The organism is Sphingobium yanoikuyae (assembly GCF_013001025.1).
GTDB lineage: Bacteria > Pseudomonadota > Alphaproteobacteria > Sphingomonadales > Sphingomonadaceae > Sphingobium > Sphingobium yanoikuyae_A.
Genome location: NZ_CP053021.1, coordinates 3,092,268 through 3,109,421, shown reverse-complemented (window position 1 = coordinate 3,109,421; position 17,154 = coordinate 3,092,268). Strand labels below are relative to the sequence as shown.

The 17,154-nt window shown below is 64.6% G+C and carries 19 protein-coding genes; 15 read left to right on the top strand and 4 right to left on the bottom strand.

Features of this window, described 5'->3' with window-relative positions; genetic code table 11:
* Window positions 1-43: 43 nt before the first annotated feature.
* Window positions 44-1,264: an NADP-dependent isocitrate dehydrogenase gene (locus tag HH800_RS15135; RefSeq protein ID WP_004211167.1), complete on the bottom strand. Its 1,221-nt coding sequence runs from the start codon at window positions 1,262-1,264 to the stop codon at window positions 44-46.
* 203 nt (window positions 1,265-1,467) lie between these two features.
* On the opposite strand from HH800_RS15135, the gene HH800_RS15130 reads away from it, so the two are divergent.
* Both HH800_RS15130 and HH800_RS15125 read left to right on the top strand, forming a co-directional pair.
* Window positions 1,468-2,202, top strand: coding sequence for a phosphatidylserine decarboxylase (locus tag HH800_RS15130; protein WP_029547694.1), 735 nt, complete (start codon window positions 1,468-1,470; stop codon window positions 2,200-2,202).
* A 50-nt stretch (window positions 2,203-2,252) separates the two neighbouring features.
* Window positions 2,253-2,966 carry a CDP-alcohol phosphatidyltransferase family protein gene (locus HH800_RS15125; RefSeq protein ID WP_051035757.1) on the top strand — a complete coding sequence of 238 codons (714 nt, stop codon included), beginning with the start codon at window positions 2,253-2,255 and terminating at the stop codon, window positions 2,964-2,966.
* A 14-nt stretch (window positions 2,967-2,980) separates the two neighbouring features.
* On the opposite strand, the gene HH800_RS15120 is transcribed toward HH800_RS15125, so the two are convergent.
* A complete protein-coding gene (locus HH800_RS15120; RefSeq protein WP_169861560.1) occupies window positions 2,981-3,217 on the bottom strand; it encodes a hypothetical protein in 237 nt (78 codons plus the stop codon).
* Window positions 3,218-3,474: 257 nt separating this feature from the next.
* On the opposite strand from HH800_RS15120, the gene rpsB reads away from it, so the two are divergent.
* The 12 genes from rpsB to rpmE all read left to right on the top strand — a co-directional run bounded on the left by rpsB (window position 3,475) and on the right by rpmE (window position 14,846).
* The gene (gene rpsB / locus HH800_RS15115) at window positions 3,475-4,233 is read left to right on the top strand and encodes a 30S ribosomal protein S2 (protein WP_010337471.1); all 759 of its coding nucleotides are present in this window, start codon (window positions 3,475-3,477) and stop codon (window positions 4,231-4,233) included.
* A gap of 105 nt (window positions 4,234-4,338) precedes the next feature.
* Entirely contained in the window at window positions 4,339-5,265 is a 927-nt protein-coding gene (gene tsf, locus HH800_RS15110; RefSeq protein ID WP_169861559.1) for a translation elongation factor Ts, read from the top strand.
* Window positions 5,266-5,491: 226 nt separating this feature from the next.
* Window positions 5,492-6,217: a UMP kinase gene (pyrH, locus tag HH800_RS15105; protein ID WP_004211175.1), complete on the top strand. Its 726-nt coding sequence runs from the start codon at window positions 5,492-5,494 to the stop codon at window positions 6,215-6,217.
* 2 nt (window positions 6,218-6,219) lie between these two features.
* Window positions 6,220-6,777, top strand: coding sequence for a ribosome recycling factor (gene frr / locus HH800_RS15100; protein WP_004211176.1), 558 nt, complete (start codon window positions 6,220-6,222; stop codon window positions 6,775-6,777).
* Window positions 6,778-6,820: 43 nt separating this feature from the next.
* The gene (locus tag HH800_RS15095) at window positions 6,821-7,561 is read left to right on the top strand and encodes an isoprenyl transferase (protein WP_069336798.1); all 741 of its coding nucleotides are present in this window, start codon (window positions 6,821-6,823) and stop codon (window positions 7,559-7,561) included.
* Window positions 7,562-7,566: 5 nt separating this feature from the next.
* Window positions 7,567-8,343 carry a phosphatidate cytidylyltransferase gene (locus tag HH800_RS15090; RefSeq protein WP_004211179.1) on the top strand — a complete coding sequence of 259 codons (777 nt, stop codon included), beginning with the start codon at window positions 7,567-7,569 and terminating at the stop codon, window positions 8,341-8,343.
* Window positions 8,343-9,500, top strand: a complete 1,158-nt coding sequence (locus tag HH800_RS15085; protein WP_169861558.1) for a 1-deoxy-D-xylulose-5-phosphate reductoisomerase — start codon at window positions 8,343-8,345, stop codon at window positions 9,498-9,500. The genes HH800_RS15090 and HH800_RS15085 overlap by 1 nt, the downstream gene beginning before the upstream one ends.
* Window positions 9,497-10,630, top strand: coding sequence for an RIP metalloprotease RseP (rseP, locus tag HH800_RS15080; RefSeq protein ID WP_017499846.1), 1,134 nt, complete (start codon window positions 9,497-9,499; stop codon window positions 10,628-10,630). The genes HH800_RS15085 and rseP overlap by 4 nt, the downstream gene beginning before the upstream one ends.
* An 88-nt stretch (window positions 10,631-10,718) precedes the next feature.
* Window positions 10,719-13,355, top strand: a complete 2,637-nt coding sequence (gene bamA, locus HH800_RS15075; protein WP_017499847.1) for an outer membrane protein assembly factor BamA — start codon at window positions 10,719-10,721, stop codon at window positions 13,353-13,355.
* Window positions 13,355-14,023: an OmpH family outer membrane protein gene (locus HH800_RS15070; RefSeq protein WP_004211184.1), complete on the top strand. Its 669-nt coding sequence runs from the start codon at window positions 13,355-13,357 to the stop codon at window positions 14,021-14,023. Before bamA ends, HH800_RS15070 begins: the two co-directional genes overlap by 1 nt.
* A 4-nt stretch (window positions 14,024-14,027) precedes the next feature.
* Window positions 14,028-14,507: a 3-hydroxyacyl-ACP dehydratase FabZ gene (fabZ, locus tag HH800_RS15065; protein ID WP_037518190.1), complete on the top strand. Its 480-nt coding sequence runs from the start codon at window positions 14,028-14,030 to the stop codon at window positions 14,505-14,507.
* A 114-nt stretch (window positions 14,508-14,621) separates the two neighbouring features.
* Window positions 14,622-14,846 carry a 50S ribosomal protein L31 gene (rpmE, locus tag HH800_RS15060; protein ID WP_004211187.1) on the top strand — a complete coding sequence of 75 codons (225 nt, stop codon included), beginning with the start codon at window positions 14,622-14,624 and terminating at the stop codon, window positions 14,844-14,846.
* Between the two features lie 376 nt (window positions 14,847-15,222).
* Here the strand turns inward: rpmE and aroB are convergent, their stop codons facing one another.
* Window positions 15,223-16,332 carry a 3-dehydroquinate synthase gene (gene aroB / locus HH800_RS15055; RefSeq protein WP_169861557.1) on the bottom strand — a complete coding sequence of 370 codons (1,110 nt, stop codon included), beginning with the start codon at window positions 16,330-16,332 and terminating at the stop codon, window positions 15,223-15,225.
* Window positions 16,323-16,871 (bottom strand): shikimate kinase, encoded by a 549-nt coding sequence (locus tag HH800_RS15050; protein WP_048937845.1) that lies wholly within the window; start codon window positions 16,869-16,871, stop codon window positions 16,323-16,325. Before HH800_RS15050 ends, aroB begins: the two co-directional genes overlap by 10 nt.
* A gap of 94 nt (window positions 16,872-16,965) precedes the next feature.
* Between HH800_RS15050 and HH800_RS15045 the strand changes: the two genes are divergently transcribed.
* Window positions 16,966-17,151 carry a hypothetical protein gene (locus HH800_RS15045; RefSeq protein WP_004211192.1) on the top strand — a complete coding sequence of 62 codons (186 nt, stop codon included), beginning with the start codon at window positions 16,966-16,968 and terminating at the stop codon, window positions 17,149-17,151.
* Window positions 17,152-17,154: the final 3 nt, after the last annotated feature.

Genomic DNA, 17,154 nt, shown 5'->3' with positions numbered 1-17,154 from the left:
TTGAAAGCTTCAGGAAGCGATCAGTTCCGGTAAAAAGCCTTTATCAGGCCCACTTGGCCATTTCGGCTTCCAGATTGACGCGGATCGCCTCGAAGAACTGCTCCGTGGTCATCCAGGCCTGATCCGGGCCGATCAGCAGGGCCAGATCCTTGGTCATCGCGCCGCCTTCGACGGTCTTGATGCAGACCTGCTCCAGCGTCTCGGCGAACTTCACGACGTCCGGCGTGTCGTCGAACTTGCCGCGGAACGACAGGCCCTGGGTCCAGGCGAAGATCGAGGCGATCGGGTTGGTCGAGGTCGCCTTGCCCTGCTGGTGCTGGCGATAGTGGCGGGTGACGGTGCCGTGCGCGGCTTCGGCTTCCACAGTCTTGCCGTCGGGCGACAGCAGGACCGAGGTCATCAGGCCGAGCGAGCCGAAGCCCTGGGCCACGGTGTCCGACTGGACGTCGCCGTCATAGTTCTTGCAGGCCCAGACGAACTTGCCGCTCCACTTCAGCGCCGAAGCGACCATGTCGTCGATCAGGCGATGTTCGTAGACGATGCCGGCCGCCTTGAACTTGTCGGCGAATTCGGCGTCGAACACTTCCTGGAACAGATCCTTGAAGCGGCCGTCATAGGCCTTGAGGATGGTGTTCTTGGTCGACAGATAGACGGGCCAGCCGCGGTTCAGGCCATAGTTGAAGCTGGCCTTGGCGAAATCGCGGATCGATTCGTCGAGATTGTACATGCCCATGGCAACGCCGGCGCTGGGGAATTCGAACACTTCATATTCGAGTTCCTCGCCATTGGTGCCGACCCACTTCATGGTCAGCGTGCCGGCGCCGGGCACCTTGAAATCGGTGGCCTTATACTGGTCGCCAAAGGCGTGCCGGCCGACGACGATCGGGTCGGTCCAGCCCGGAACCAGGCGGGGGACATTCTTGATGACGATCGGTTCGCGGAACACGACGCCGCCCAGGATGTTGCGGATCGTGCCGTTGGGCGACTTCCACATCTTCTTGAGGCCGAATTCCTCGACGCGCGCTTCGTCGGGGGTGATGGTGGCGCACTTCACGCCGACGCCATATTCCTTGATCGCGTTGGCGGCGTCGATCGTGATCTGGTCGCTGGTCTCGTCGCGCTTCTCGACCGACAGGTCATAATATTTCAGGTCGACGTCGAGATAGGGGAGGATGAGGCGCTCACGGATCCATTCCCAGATGATGCGGGTCATTTCGTCGCCGTCGATTTCCACGACGGGGTTTTTCACCTTGATCTTCGCCATAGCGCCTATTCGCCTTCTTCTCTTGGGTGGAATTATGGGGACGCCCTACGGCCTGCGCCGCCAATGTTCAACCGTCCAGCGCCGGATTTCCGGCCGATCATGCGATGCATGCGCAAGACTGTTGTGCGATGCGCGTTCATGCCGGGAGCCAAGGACCGGGATCGTCGTTGTCAGGATCAATGTCTCCCCCTAAAGACATGCCCATGGAAAATGACGAGATCACGATTGCCGCAGGCGGCAATGTCAAATGGCGCTTCCCCTCGGTCCATCCCGAAGGGGTGAAGTTCGGCGCGATCGCGGCTGCGATCACCGGCCTGTTCTTCGTGATGGGCTGGGAAATCATCGGCTGGCTGATGCTGATGGTCACCATCTGGGTGCTGGCCTTCTTCCGCGATCCGATCCGCGCCGTGCCGCAGGATGAAGGCGCGATCATCGCCCCGGCGGATGGCCTGGTGACCCTGATCCAGCGCGTGCCGCCGCCGCGCGAGATGGCCGGCCCTGATGGCCTGGGCGATCAGCCGCTGATCCGCGTGTCGATCTTCATGAGCGTGTTCGACGTCCATATCAACCGCACCCCGATCGGCGGCACGGTGAAGGCCGTCACCTATATTTCGGGCAAGTTCCTCAACGCTGATCTCGACAAGGCGAGCGAGGATAATGAGCGCCAGCATATCCTGGTCGAGCGTCATGACGGCCTGCGCGTCGGCTTCACCCAGATTGCCGGCCTTGTCGCGCGCCGCATCGTGCCCTTCGTCAAGCCGGGCGACATGGTCGCCGCCGGCCAGCGCATCGGCCTCATCCGCTTTGGCAGCCGTGTCGACGTCTATCTGCCCGCCGGCACCGCGCCGCGCGTGATCCTGGGCCAGCGCACCGTCGCGGGCGAGACGATCCTGGGCCAGATCGGCGATCGCCGCGTGATTGCGGGCATCCAGCAGTGAGGCGGCGTCGCGCCGTTCCGCGCGGGCTGCGGCGCGGCATCACGCTGCGCATGCTGGCGCCCAATGCGGTGACGGCGATGGCGCTGTGCTTCGGCCTCACCGGCGTGCGCTACGGCATTTCAGGCGAGTGGGAGCGGGCGGTATTGTCCATCCTGTTCGCTGGCGTGCTCGACGGACTGGACGGCCGGATCGCCCGGATGCTGCGGGGCGAGAGCCGCTTTGGCGCCGAACTGGATTCGCTGTCCGATTCGATTGCATTCGGCGTCGCGCCGGCGCTGATCCTCTATCTCTGGTCGCTGCACGCCATGCCGAAATTCGGCTGGATCTTCGCGCTGGCCCATGCCCTGTCCTGCGCGCTGCGCCTGGCGCGCTTCAACGCCAATATCGATGTCGAGGAACAGCCGCACAAATCGGCCGGCTTTTTGACCGGCGTGCCGGCTCCGGCCGGCGCCGGCCTCACCTTTGTGCCGCTCTATCTGTGGATGGTGACGGGCGAAGAGATTTTCCGCGCCTGGTATGTGGTCGCGCCCTGGACCGCGTTCGTGGCCTTCCTGATGATCTCCAGCATCGCCACCTATAGCTGGTCGGCGCTGCGGCTGCGCAAGCGCATCCGGCTGGAACTCATCGCCTTTGTCGGCCTGCTGGCGGCGGCGCTGGCGACCCAGCCCTGGTTCACTTTGCTGCTGATCTGCGGCGTCTATGTGCTGCTGATCCCGTTCGGCATCCTGTCCTACGCCAAGGTGCGCAAGCAGCCTGTTGGCTGAGCCGGAAGTCCTGTTCAGGCAGCGAGGGCGCTGCCGGGCAGGGCGGGGGCGGACAGGGTGGCGGCGCGGGCCGGCTGGCGCACGCGGTTCCGCGTGATGCGGATATGATAGACGGGTGGGGTCTGGGGAATCGGCTCGAACAGCAGGGCTGCGGCCATCTTCTGATGATAGAGCGCAAACATCCAGGCAATGGTGCCGACCGCCAGCAGGAAGGCGGCGGAGAAAATGGTCGCTGCAACAATGGTGAACATGGCCGCTGACTTTCTATCTTGCCATTTGCACGCTTAGGCTCACTATGTCGGTGCAAACGGGCGTTTAGACTGTTTGTTCCATCTGTTCACTTTATGTTCTCATATTGAGAGCGAGTCAACCCCTTGCGCAACGGGGTTTTGGGCGTTAAAGGCGCGTCCATTCCACATGGGAATCGACATATCCGGTGCCGGACGGGTCTTTGAGACCATCCAAGGTTCCTGATTCCCAGAGGTAGCAACCGGAAGGAGAAATGATTATGGCGACCCCCGTCGTCACCATGCAGCAATTGATCGAGGCTGGCGCCCACTTCGGCCACCAGACCCACCGCTGGAACCCGCGGATGAAGCCGTACATCTTCGGCGACCGCAACGGCATCCACATCCTTGACCTGTCGCAGACCGTGCCGCTCTTCGCGCGCGCCCTCGACTTCGTGTCGGCCACCGTCGCCGGCGGCGGCAAGGTTCTGTTCGTCGGCACCAAGCGCCAGGCCCAGGATCCGATCGCCGAAGCCGCCCGCAAGTCGGGTCAGCACTTCGTCAACCATCGCTGGCTGGGCGGCATGCTCACCAACTGGAAGACCATCTCGGGCTCGATCAAGCGCCTGAAGACCCTCGAAGAGAAGCTGTCGGGCGATACCCACGGCTTCACCAAGAAGGAAGTCCTCCAGATGACCCGCGAGCGCGAGAAGCTGGAACTGTCGCTGGGCGGCATCCGCGACATGAACGGCATCCCCGATGTCATGTTCGTGATCGACGCCAACAAGGAAGAGCTGGCGATCAAGGAAGCCAACACCCTGGGTATCCCGGTTGTCGCCATCCTCGACTCGAACGTCTCGCCCGACGGCATCGCCTTCCCGGTTCCGGCGAACGATGACGCCAGCCGCGCCATCCGCCTCTACTGCGACGCCGTTGCCGCTGCCGCCACCAAGGGCAACCGTGGTGCGCAGCAGGCTTCGGGCATCGACCTGGGCGCTCTGGACGAGCCCGAGGCCGAAGAGGTCGTCGCGCAGGCCTGATCCGCGGTCTTCGAACTGCAAGAATGACAGGCTAGGGCGCGGTCCATTACGGAGCGCGCCCTAGTGCTTATCTGATTAAACCCCTTTTGATTTAGGAGCCTCAACATGGCCGAGATTACCGCTGCCGCCGTCAAGGAACTGCGCGACCGTTCGGGCGCGGGCATGATGGATTGCAAGAAGGCCCTCACCGAAGCCAATGGCGACATCGAAGCGGCGACCGACTGGCTGCGCGCCAAGGGTCTGGCTGCTGCCCAGAAGAAGTCGAGCCGCACCGCCGCTGAAGGCCTGGTCGGCGTTGCCGTCGCCGGCACCAAGGGTGTTGCCGTCGAAGTGAACAGCGAAACCGACTTCGTTGCCAAGAACGACCAGTTCCAGGACTTCGTTCGCACCGTGTCGGCCGTTGCGCTGGAATCGGGCGCGGCTGACGCCGAAGCCCTGTCGGCCCAGCCGCACCCCGCCGGCGGCACCATCGCCGAAAAGCTGGTCGCCAACATCGCCACCATCGGCGAAAACCAGAATCTGCGTCGCGTCGCCCATGTCGAAGTGACCGAAGGCGTCGTCGTGCCCTACGTGCACAACGCTGCTGCGCCGGGCCTCGGCAAGATCGGCGTGCTCGTCGCGCTCGAAGGCGAAGCCCCCGCCGACGTTCTGGAGCCGCTGGGCAAGCAGCTGGCCATGCACATCGCCGCTGCCTTCCCGCTGGCCCTGTCGGCTGACGACATCGATCCGGCCCTGCTGGAGCGTGAGCGCGCGATCGCCGCTGAAAAGGCCGCCGAATCGGGCAAGCCCGCCGAAATCGTCGCCAAGATGGTCGACGGCGCGGTCGCCAAGTTCGCCAAGGAGCAGGCTCTGCTCTCGCAGCTGTTCGTGATGGACAACAAGACCCCGATCGCCGACGTCGTCGCCAAGGCGGCCAAGGATGCCGGCAAGTCGATCTCGCTCAAGTCCTATGTCCGCTTCCAGCTGGGCGAAGGCATCGAGAAGGAAGTCAGCGACTTCGCCGCCGAAGTGGCTGCTGCCGCCGGCGCCTGATCGCCGATCGAGCGACAAGCAAAGGGAAGGGGCGTCCTGCGGGGCGCCCTTTTTCTATGAGAGCGTGGTGCGTTCGGCGGTCGGCGCCGGTCGGGCCGGGCGCCATCGGTGCCGCTTTCTCCATGAAGAGGCTGGAGCGCACGACAAACGCCCCTTGGCATCGCGCTTTACCGCCTCTAATGTCCCGGCCGCTTCCCCTGCCAACCATCAAGGATTCTTGCCCCACATGACCCGGCCAGCCTTCAAACGCATCCTGCTGAAATTGTCGGGCGAGGTGCTGATGGGGTCCGGCCAGTTCGGCATCGATCCCGAGACCGTTGATCGCGTCGCTGGCGAAATCGCCGCCGCGAAGGATGCGGGCTTCGAACTGTGCGTGGTCGTCGGTGGCGGCAACATCTTCCGCGGCCTTGCCGGCGCGGCCAAGGGCTTCGACCGTACCAGCGCCGACTATATGGGCATGCTGGCGACCGTGATGAACGCGCTGGCGGTGCAGAATGCGCTGGAAAAGATCGGCTGCGACACCCGCGTCCAGTCGGCCATTCCGATGGCGTCGGTGTGCGAACCCTATATCCGTCGCAAGGCCGTGCGCCACATGGAGAAGGGCCGGATCGTGATCTTCGCGGCGGGCACCGGCAATCCCTTCTTCACCACCGATACCACCGCAGCCCTGCGCGCGGCGGAAATGAACTGCGACGCGCTGTTCAAGGGCACCAGTGTCGATGGCATCTATGATGCCGATCCCAAGAAGGTGGCGGACGCCACCCGCTATGAGGCGATCAGCTTCGATCAGGTGCTGACCGACAATCTGAAGGTCATGGACGCCAGCGCGATCGCGCTGTGCCGTGAAAATCATATTCCCATCGTCGTCTTCAACATCCGCGAGGAAGGCAACCTGGCCAAGGTGCTGGCGGGTGAAGGCACCGCGACGATCGTGCAAAATCAGGAGCGCTAATAATGGCCCAGTATAACAAGTCCGACCTCGAACGCCGCATGGCCGGCGCAATCGAAGCGCTGAAGGGCGATCTCACCGGTCTGCGCACCGGCCGCGCCAATGTGCAGCTGCTCGATCCCGTCATGGTCACCGTCTATGGCGCCAACATGCCGCTGAACCAGGTCGCCACCGTGTCGGCGCCCGAGCCGCGCATGCTGTCGGTCCAGGTGTGGGACAAGGCCAATGTCGGCCCCTGCGACAAGGCGATCCGCTCGGCGGGCCTGGGCCTCAACCCGATCGTCGACGGCCAGACGCTGCGCCTGCCGATCCCGGACCTCACCGAGGAACGCCGCAAGGAACTGGCCAAGCTCGCCAGCAAATATGCCGAAGGCGCGCGCGTCGCCGTCCGCAACGTCCGTCGCGACGGCATGGACAGCCTGAAGACCGACGAGAAGAAGGGCGAGATCAGCGAAGACGAGCGCAAGCGCCTGGAAACCGAAGTCCAGAAGCTGACCGACGCCACCATCGTGGATATCGACGCGGCCGCTTCGGCCAAGGAAAAGGAAATCCTCGGCCAGTAAGCCGGGGCTTTTCTTTCGCGGCCAAAGCACGCATTCCTATCTGATGGCCACACAAGCCAAGCCCGATCTTACCAGCGCTGCGCCTGCCCATGGTGCGCGTCATGTCGCCATCATCATGGACGGCAACGGCCGCTGGGCGAAGAAGCGGCTGTTGCCGCGCATCGCCGGCCATCGCGCCGGGGTGGAGGCGGTACGTCGCGTCGCCCGCGCGGCGCAGGATATGGGCCTTGAATGCCTGACGCTCTACGCTTTCTCCTCGGAGAACTGGAAGCGTCCGGCGACCGAAGTGTCCGACCTGATGGGCCTGCTGCGCCATTTCATCCAGTCGGATATCGATGAGTTCCATGCCAATGGCGTGCGGCTGCGGGTCATCGGCAACTACAAGGCGCTGGAGCCTGGCCTGGTCGAGCTGATCGAAAGCGCGATGGCGCGTACCGCTGCCAACACAGGCCCGGTGATTGCGATCGCGCTCAACTATGGCGCGCAGGACGAGATGGTGCGCGCGGCGCAGCGTCTGGCCGAGCGGGTGGCGAGCGGTGAATTGTCGGCCGAGAATATCGGTATCGAGGCGATCGATGCCGAACTCTACACCGCCGACCTGCCGCCGCTCGACCTGCTGATCCGTACTTCGGGCGAACAGCGGCTCAGCAATTTCATGCTGTGGCAGGCGGCTTATGCCGAACTCTATTTTACCGATATGCTCTGGCCCGATTTCGATGGCCGGGCATTGGCGCAGGCGCTCGACGCCTTCCGCATGAGGGACCGCCGTTTCGGCGGACTGTGAGTAACATGTCGAGTGAATTGCGGACCCGCACGATCGTTGGCCTTGGCCTGATCGCCATGGCTGTGGGCGCGCTGGTCTTTGGTGGCTTCGTCTTCTGGATGCTGCTGTCGATCGCCGGTGTGCTGATGATGGGCGAATGGGGCATGCTGACCGGCGCCTCGTCCGATCAGCGCAAGATGGCGATGTATGCCGTCTCGGTGCCGCTGGCGATCCTCTGCCCGGTGGCGGCGGGCGTGTCCTGGCTCGGCTTCGGCCTGATGATGGCCTCCTTCTTCTTCGTCCTGATCACCAGCCGCGCGATCAAGCTGGCGCTCGGCATTCTCTACATCTGCCTGCCGGTGATGGCGCTGCTGTTCCTGCGTGGGCAGGCGCCCGACAGCCATGGCCTGCTGCTCGCCTTCTGGGCGCTGGGTCTGGTCTGGGCGACCGATATCGGTGCCTATTTTGCCGGCCGATCGATCGGTGGTCCGAAGCTCGCGCCGCGGGTCAGCCCGTCCAAGACCTGGTCGGGGCTGGGCGGCGGCGTGCTGGCGGCCCTGCTCACCGGCTTCCTTCTCTATCGTTTTGCCGACCTGCCGATCCAGCTGGCGGCGGCGAGCGGCCTGCTCGCCGTGGCGGCACAGCTTGGCGATCTGCTCGAAAGCGCGATGAAGCGCCGCGCCGGCGTCAAGGACAGCAGCAACCTGTTGCCCGGCCATGGCGGGGTGATGGACCGGCTCGATGGCGTGGTGGCGGCCGCGCCGCTTGCCGCCTTGCTCTATCTGGTCCTGGCGGGCGCCTGATGCGCAGCGTTTCCGTCTTCGGCGCCACCGGATCGGTCGGCATGTCGACGCTGGACCTGATCCAGCGCGAGCCCGATGCCTATGAGGCCATTGCCCTGACCGCCAATCGCGATGTCGCTGGCCTCGCCGCCGCCGCGCGCGCGGTCGGTGCGAAGATCGCCGTGGTCGCGGACGAAGCCCAATATGGCGCGCTCAAGGATGCGCTCGCCGGATCGGGTGTCGAGGCGGCGGCGGGCGAGGGCGCGCTGGTCGATGCCGCGGCGGCGGGTGCCGACTGGACCATGGCCGCGATCGTCGGCTGCGCGGGCCTCAAGCCCACCATCGCCGCGCTGCAGGCCGGCGGCACGGTGGCGCTGGCCAACAAGGAGTCGCTGGTGTCGGCCGGCGCGCTGATGATGCAGGCGGCGACCGCATCGGGCGCGACGCTGCTGCCGGTGGACAGCGAGCATAATGCGATCTTCCAGTGCCTGGCGGGCAGCAGCCTGGACGATGTCGCCCGCATCATCCTGACCGCAAGCGGCGGACCGTTCCGCACCCTGGGCTATGAGGATATGCGCGCCATCACGCCTGCGCAGGCCGTGGCGCATCCCAACTGGTCGATGGGCGCGAAGATCAGCGTCGACAGCGCGACGATGATGAACAAGGGGCTGGAACTGATCGAGGCGGCCCATCTCTTCCCGGTCGGGCTCGACCGGATCGAGATATTGGTCCACCCGCAATCGGTCATCCATTCGATGGTCGAATATCGCGACCGGTCCACTTTGGCACAGCTCGGCTCGCCCGACATGCGCATCCCGATCGCCCATGCGCTGGCCTGGCCGGCGCGGATCGCCACGCCTTGCCAGCCACTTGATCTGGCCCGGATCGGCCGTCTGGACTTTGAAGCGCCCGACGACCGGCGTTTCCCCGCGCTGCGCCTGGCGCGCGCGGCGGCGCAGGCGGGCGACGCATCGGCCGCCATCCTCAACGCCGCGAACGAGGTCGCCGTGGCGGCCTTTCTGGCCGGCCGCATCGGCTTCCTTGATATCGCCATGATTGTGGAGGATGTTCTCAACCGCTATAGCGCGCCGATGCCAGCCTGCATGGACGATGTCCTGCACGCCGACGCAACGGCACGGGTTATGGCGGGTGATGTGATGGAAAGATTGACGGTTTGATCCACAATCCCGGTTTCCTGTTGACCATCTTGGCTTTCGTGGCGGTCATCGGGCCGCTCGTCTTCGTGCATGAACTGGGTCATTATCTGGTCGGACGCTGGTGCGGGGTGAAGGCGGAGGCCTTCTCGATCGGCTTCGGCCCGGAAATCGCCGCCTGGGTGGACAGGCGCGGCACGCGCTGGCGGCTCGCGGCGCTGCCGCTGGGCGGCTATGTCCGCTTCAAGGGTGACATGAACGCGGCCAGCCAGACCGATCCCAAATGGCTGGAAATGTCAGCGCAGGATCGCGCCGAAAGCTTCCCGGCCAAGCCGCTGTGGCAGCGCGCGGCGATCGTCGCCGCCGGCCCGGCGATCAATTTCCTCTTCGCCATCCTGATCCTGGCCGCCTTCGCCTTCCTGCATGGCGAAAGCCGGACCCCGGCGGTCGCCGGCATGGTCCAGCCCGGCAGCGCCGCTGCCATGGCCGGCATCCAGCCGGGCGATCGTATCGTCTCGCTCAATGGCCGGGCGATGAGCACCTTCGACGATATCCGCCTTTATGCCCAGATCCGTCCCGGTGAGCCGGTTACGATCCTGCTCGACCGCAAGGGGCAGGTGATCGAGAAGCAGGGCCATGTCGGCGCGGTCAGCGAAGATGACGGCTTCGGCAACAAGTTCCGCATCGGACGTCTGGGCATCGCGCCGGGCGAACCGGTGATCGAACCGGTCAGCCTGCTGCGCGCCCCCGTGGTGGCGATCGAGCGCACTGGCCAGATCATCCGCACCATGGTGGAGACGCTGGGCCAGGTGATCGGCGGCGATCGTTCGGTCAAGGAACTGGGCGGGCCGCTCAAGATCGCACAGGTGTCGGGGCAGGCGGCAACGCTGGGGCTGGAGAGCTTCATCTTCTTCATCGCCCTCATCTCGATTAACTTGGGGTTCATCAACCTCTTGCCAATTCCCATGCTGGATGGCGGTCATCTGCTTTTCTATGGGGTGGAGGCAGTGCAGCGGCGGCCGGTGAGCCCGCAGGTGCAGGATTGGGCCTATCGGTCGGGTCTGGCGCTGCTGATGACGGTCATGTTGCTGGTGACCTTCAACGATTTGTCGTCTTTCGGATTGTGGGAGCGGCTGTCCGGCTTGATCGGCTGAGCCGCATCGGGCAGGGAAGGCGCGGTTCGGCGCCGTCTATTTCTGGCGAAACAGTTTTTTACTTTTTTGAGGTGAGCGGGTGACAGCGATGAACAGCAGCAAGGGCCAGCGTCCGATCATCGCGGCCCTGTTGGCCACGACGATGATTGCGGGCCTGTCGGCCGTGCCGGCGATGGCCCAGAATGCGGCCCCGGCAGCACCGGCGGCTGCGCCGATCGCGGCGTCCACGGCCAATACGCCCGAAGGCACGATCCGCAGCATCACCGTGACCGGCACCCAGCGTCTGGAGCAGGACACGGTCATGTCCTACACCAAGCTGCGCGTGGGCCAGGCCTTCAGCCAGGAATCGCTCGATCAGGCGCTGCGCGACCTGTATGAGACCGAACTCTTCGCCGACGTCCAGATCCGCAACGATGGCGGCGCGCTGACCGTCGAGGTGAAGGAAAACCCCGTCATCAACCGTATCGTCCTTGAAGGTAATAAGCGCCTGAAGGACGACAAGATCCGTCCCGAAATAAAACTGGCGCCGCGCCAGATCTATACCCGCTCCAAGGTCCGCGCCGACGTCGCCCGCATCGTCGAGCTGTATCGCCGCCAGGGCCGCTTTGCCGCGACGATCGAGCCCAAGATGGTCCAGCTGGACCAGAACCGCGTCGACATCGTGTTCGAAATCTCGGAAGGGCCCAAGTCCAAGGTCCGCCAGATCAACATCATCGGCAACGAGAAGTTCAAGGACGGCGAACTGCGCGGCCAGATGGTGACCAAGCAGTCGCGCTGGTTCCGCATCTTCTCGTCGGGCACCAGCTACGATCCGGATCGCCTGGCCTATGACCAGCAGAAGCTGCGCCAATTCTACCTGACCGAAGGCTATGCCGATTTCCGCGTGATCTCGGCCGTCGCGGAACTGACGCCTGACAAGCAGGACTTCATCATCACTTATGTGGTCGAGGAAGGGGATCGCTACAAGTTCGGCGACGTGAAGGTCGAATCCGACATTCGCGACCTGTCGGGCGATGCGCTGACCCGCCGCCTGCCGATGAAGAAGGGCGACTGGTACAATGCCAAGCAGGTCGAGGACACGGTCGACACGCTGAGCGAAACCGCCGGCCTGTTCGGCTATGCCTTCGCCCAGGTCGAACCCGACTTCAACCGGTCGAAGGACGACCTGACGATGGGGATCAATTTCCGCATCGCCAACGCCCCGCGCGTCTATGTCGAGCGCGTCGACATCAACGGCAACACGCTGACGCAGGACAAGGTGGTCCGCCGCGAGTTCCGCCTGGCCGAAGGCGACGCCTTCAACAGCTTCCTCGTCAAGCGCTCGAAGGACCGTATCAACTCGCTCGGCTTCTTCCAGGAGAAGCTGGACATCGAGCAGAAGCCCGGCTCGGCGCCCGACCGCATCGTGCTGGAAACCAACGTCCAGGAAAAGTCGACCGGCGAACTCTCGCTCTCGGCCGGCTACTCCTCGCTCGAACGCTTCATCATCTCGGCGTCGATCACCCAGCGCAACTTCCGCGGCAAGGGCCAGGAACTGCGCACCTCGGTCAATTATTCGGCTTATTCCAAGTCGGTCGAAGTGGGCTTCACCGAGCCCTATTTCATGGACAAGAATATCGCGCTGGGCGGCGATATCTATCGCCGCGACCTCAACAGCTTCCGTTATCTCAGCAATAACGACCGCGACACCACCTATGAACAGACCACGACCGGCTTCCAGCTGCGTGCCGGCGTGCCGATCACCGAATATGTGTCGCTGGCGCTGCGCTACACGCTGAACTTCGACGACGTGACGCTGGACAAGGACACCTATTATACCGACGGTGTCTGCGACCCGCTGCTGGCCGGCCGCTATCTCTGCGATGCCATCGGCAAGCGCACGACCTCGTCGATCGGCTACTCGCTGATCTATGATACCCGCGACAACCGCATCCGTCCGACCCGTGGCCAGACCGTCACGCTCAGCCAGGACTTTGCCGGCCTGGGCGGCGACGTCCGCTACATCCGCACCCGCGCCAATGCCGCCAAATATTGGGGCCTGGGCGGCGGCTTCATCTTCTCGCTGACGGGCGAAGGCGGCTATATCCACAGCCTCCAGGGCACACGCTATGACGCCACCGGCGCCGAAGTCGACCCGATCCGCCTGACCGACCGCTTCTTCCTGGGTGAACCGCAGATGCGCGGCTTCGACATTCGCGGCGTTGGTCCGCGCGTGAAGCGCTATTATCTGGTTTCGCAGACCAATGATGACGGTTCCACCAGCTATGTCCGCCAGACCGGCAACAATAATGTGTCGGATGACGCGCTGGGTGGCCGCGTCTATTATATGGCCCGCGCCGAAATGGAGATTCCGCTGGGTTCGGGTGCCCGTGAAATGGGCCTGCGTCCGTCGATCTTCGCGGATGTCGGCGCCGTCGCCGGCCTGAAGAATCCGGGCACCATCAACTTTGCGGGCTATTGCTCCGACTCCACCGGTTCGCTGAGCACCGTCCGTGCGACCGGCACGGCGGCCAGCCCGGTCTGCCCTGTTGGCTATGACACCAAGAGCGGCATGTTCGAGGAAGATTATCTGGGCGACACGCTGAAACCGCGTCTGTCCGTGGGCTTCGGTGTCAACTGGAACTCGCCCTTCGGGCCGTTCCGTATCGACATCGCCAAGGCCCTGCTCAAGGAACCAGGGGACGACAACAAACTCATCACCTTCAACGTAGGGACTCAATTCTGATGAAGACGTTTATCAAGGCTCTGGCGCTCGGTATCGCGCCTGTCACCGCCATCGCTCTGACCGCCGCGCCCGCCGCTGCCCAGTCGAAGCAGGGCATCGCCGTCGTCGATCTGCAGCGCGCGGTTGCCACCAGCGCGGCCTATTCGACCGCCCGTACCCAGATCCAGACCACCTACAAGGCGCAGATCGACAGCTTCACCGCGCGCAAGACTGCGATCGACACTGATCTCAAGACCAAGGGCGACGCCCTGCAGGCTGCCCTGAAGGCGGCCGGCGGCAAGCCGACCCCGGCGATCGAAACCCAGTATCAGCAGTTCCAGCAGTCGCAGCAGACCGCGCAGGCCGAACTGCAGCGCCTGGGCCAGCCGATCGCGCTCGCCAACGCCTATGTCGAGGAACAGATCACCGCCAAGCTGTCGGACGCGCTGAAGGCCGCCATGACCAAGGCGAAGGTCGACCTGGTCCTGTCGCCCGACGCGACCGTGTCCTATCAGCCGACCGTCGACATCACCGCCGCGGTCGTGACCGAACTCAACACGCTGGTGCCCAGCGTCGGCATCACCCCGCCCGCCGGCTGGCAGCCGGGCGGTCGTCAGGGCCAGGCTGCGGCCCCGGCCGCTGCCGCTCCGGCCCCCGCCAACCCGGCGCAGGCGCCTAAGTCGCGCTGATAAGATGACCGGAGAGGTTGATAACAAGGAAGCCCGTGGCCCGATGGATATCCGTCGGGTCATGGCTGCCCTGCCGCATCGCTACCCGATGCTGCTGGTAGATCGCGTGGCGTCGCTGGTGCCGAGCCAGTCGATCCACGCGATCAAGGCGGTGTCGATGAACGAGCCCTTCTTCCAGGGGCATTTCCCCGGCCGGCCGATCATGCCGGGCGTGCTGATCGTCGAGGCCATGGCCCAGGCGGCCGGCGTGCTGGTGGTCGATTCGCTGGGGCTCGCGGATTCGGGCAAGCTCGTCTATTTCATGAGCATCGACGGCGCGAAGTTCCGGACCCCGGTGGAGCCGGGCTGCCTGCTCGACCTGCATGTCGAAGTGACGCAGATGCGCGGCGCGGTCTGCAAGTTCGCGGGTCGTGCGCTGATCGAGGGCAAGCTGGCGGCGGAAGCCAATTTCGTCGCGATGATTGCCGATCCGCCCAAGGACTGAGCGAAGGCACATCCTTTTCCTTGCTTTGGCGCGCCGAAAACGCTAACGGCGCGCCTTCGCATTTTATCGCATCCATAGCCGGTCGGAACCGGCACACACACGGAGCAAGACGCCATGAAGGCCGATACCCACCCCGATTACCACTTCATCACCGTCCAGATGACCGACGGCACCACCTTCCAGACCCGCTCGACCTGGGGCAAGGAAGGCGACACGATGGCGCTCGACATCGACCCCAAGTCGCACCCGGCTTGGACCGGCGGCAACCGCCAGCTGGATACCGGTGGCCAGGTTGCGCGCTTCAACAAGCGCTTTGGCGGCCTGACGCTGAAGAAGTAATCGGCCTTTCACAGGCACGATATCGAAAGGGCGCCCCACCGGGCGCCCTTTTTTTGTGCCTGGGCGCGATGCGCACGGCACAAAAAAAGGCCTCCAGCTAAAAGCTGGAGGCCGAGGTTCAGGGGAGGATCAGCGGCGACAGAGGGGGATCTGCAAGGGGATGCCGCTGACAAGGACTGGTCTAGCCCGCAAATGCTGCGTGCGAATGTCCCGATTATTACCGAGGCCGATCGGTGCTGAAATGTCGGGACAAGCCAAGGCCGTCACCCCAGCGAAAGCTGGGGTCTGAGGCAATGAAGCGTGACAAGGCCACAGATCCCAGCCTTCGCTGGGATGACGAAATGAAAGGCCGACTGGCGCCCGCGCGCCGCCCTGGTCAGGCGCCGGCGCGGTCCGCGTCGAGGAACGCCGCCACATCGTCCAGCACCACATCCTTCGACAGGAAGGTCTGGCCGATGCCGCGCGCCAGCAGGAAGGGCAGGGTGCCCGCCGCCATTTTCTTGTCGTGCAGCATATGCGCCACCAGCGCCGCGCCGTCGGCCGTTACATGGGCGCTGGCCAGGTCATGGGGCAGGCCGATCGCCTTCAGATGCGCGGTCACCCGCTCCGCGTCCGATGCGCTGCACAGGCCAAGGCGCGCCGAATAGCGGAAGGCAAGCGCCATGCCGGCGGCCACGCCCTCGCCATGGAGCAGCGTGTCGGAAAAGCCGGTATCGGCCTCCAGCGCATGGCCGAAGGTGTGACCAAGGTTCAGCAGTGCCCGCCGGCCGGTCGTCTCGCGCTCGTCATCGGCGACGATCGCGGCCTTGGCGCGCACGCTGCGCTCGATCGCATAGGTGCGGGCTTCCGCGTCGCCGGCCAGCAGCCGGTCGGCATTGGCCTCGCACCAGGTAAAGAAGTCGGGATCGTCGATCAGGCCATATTTGACCACCTCGGCATAGCCGGCGCGGGTTTCGCGCAGCGGCAGGCTGTCGAGCACCGACGGGTCGATCAGCACCAGGCTGGGCTGGTAGAAGCTGCCAATCAGATTCTTGCCGGCGCGTGCGTTGATCGCGGTCTTGCCGCCGACCGAGCTGTCGACCTGCGCCAGCAGGGTGGTGGGCAGCTGCACGAAATGGCAGCCGCGCTTCAGGATGGACGACGCAAAGCCGACCAGGTCGCCGATCACGCCGCCGCCCAGCGCGATTACATGGTCGCCACGCTCGATCTCCAGCGCCAGCAGCGCGTCGAGCAGTTCCTCCAGATGGCGCCAGCTCTTGGTCTGTTCGCCCGCCGGCAGGATGATCGGTTCGATGACGATATTGGCGCGGCGCAGGCTGGCGTCGAGCCGGGGCAGTTGCGCCGCCGCGACATGGGTGTCGGTGACGACCACCAGCCGCCCGCCACGGGCATAGCGTGCCAGATGATCGGCCGCACGGTCGAGCGCGCCCTGTTCGATGACGATGTCATAGCTGCGTGCGCCCAGCGCGACGGGGACTAGTGCCATGCGGATAGCTGCTCCAGGATGCGGTCGACGGCGACCTCGTGCGGCGCGGCGATGCTCTTCACATGGATCGGCGCCAGCGCGTAGATGGGGTTGCGGACTGCCGCCAGCTCGGTCAGCACGATGCGCGGGTCACGATCCTTCAGCAGCGGGCGCCCTTCACGGCGCGACACGCGATCGACCAGTACCTCGATATCGGCATCCAGCCAGATGGTGGTGGCATGGTCCAGGATCAGCGCACGGGTCTCGTCCTGCATGAAGGCGCCGCCGCCGGTCGCGATCACCTTGGGCACGCCGTCCATTAGCCGGGCGATCACCCGGCGCTCGCCATCGCGGAAATGGGCCTCGCCATAGCGGGCGAATATCTCGCTCACGCTCATGCCCGCAGCCCGCTCAATCTCTTCATCGGCATCGACGAAGCTCAGGCCCAGGCGCGCGGCAAGGCGCCGGCCGACGGTGGATTTGCCCACGCCCATCATGCCGATCAGCACGATCGGGCCGCGCTTGGCGTTGCTCTCCGGGAATTTGCTGTTTCGCTGCATGGCGAGGGGGGCTATACAGCCAGCCGTCGCTGAGGCAAACGCAACTTTCCCCTGTCGTCCGGCAAACATCGCCGGGCCAGCCGCAGAAGAGACCATGAAGAATAATCGTTCCCTGAGCAGTTTCGAAGGCGGTTCGCGCCGTCGCACCCGTCTGCCGATCCTTCCGATCGCGGCGGTGTTGGTTCTTGTCCTGCTGATCGGCGTGCTCTGGTCGCGCGGTGGCGAGCAGCCGCAACAGCCCGTCGAGAAGGTCATCCCGGCCGAGAAACTGGGTCAGTAAGCC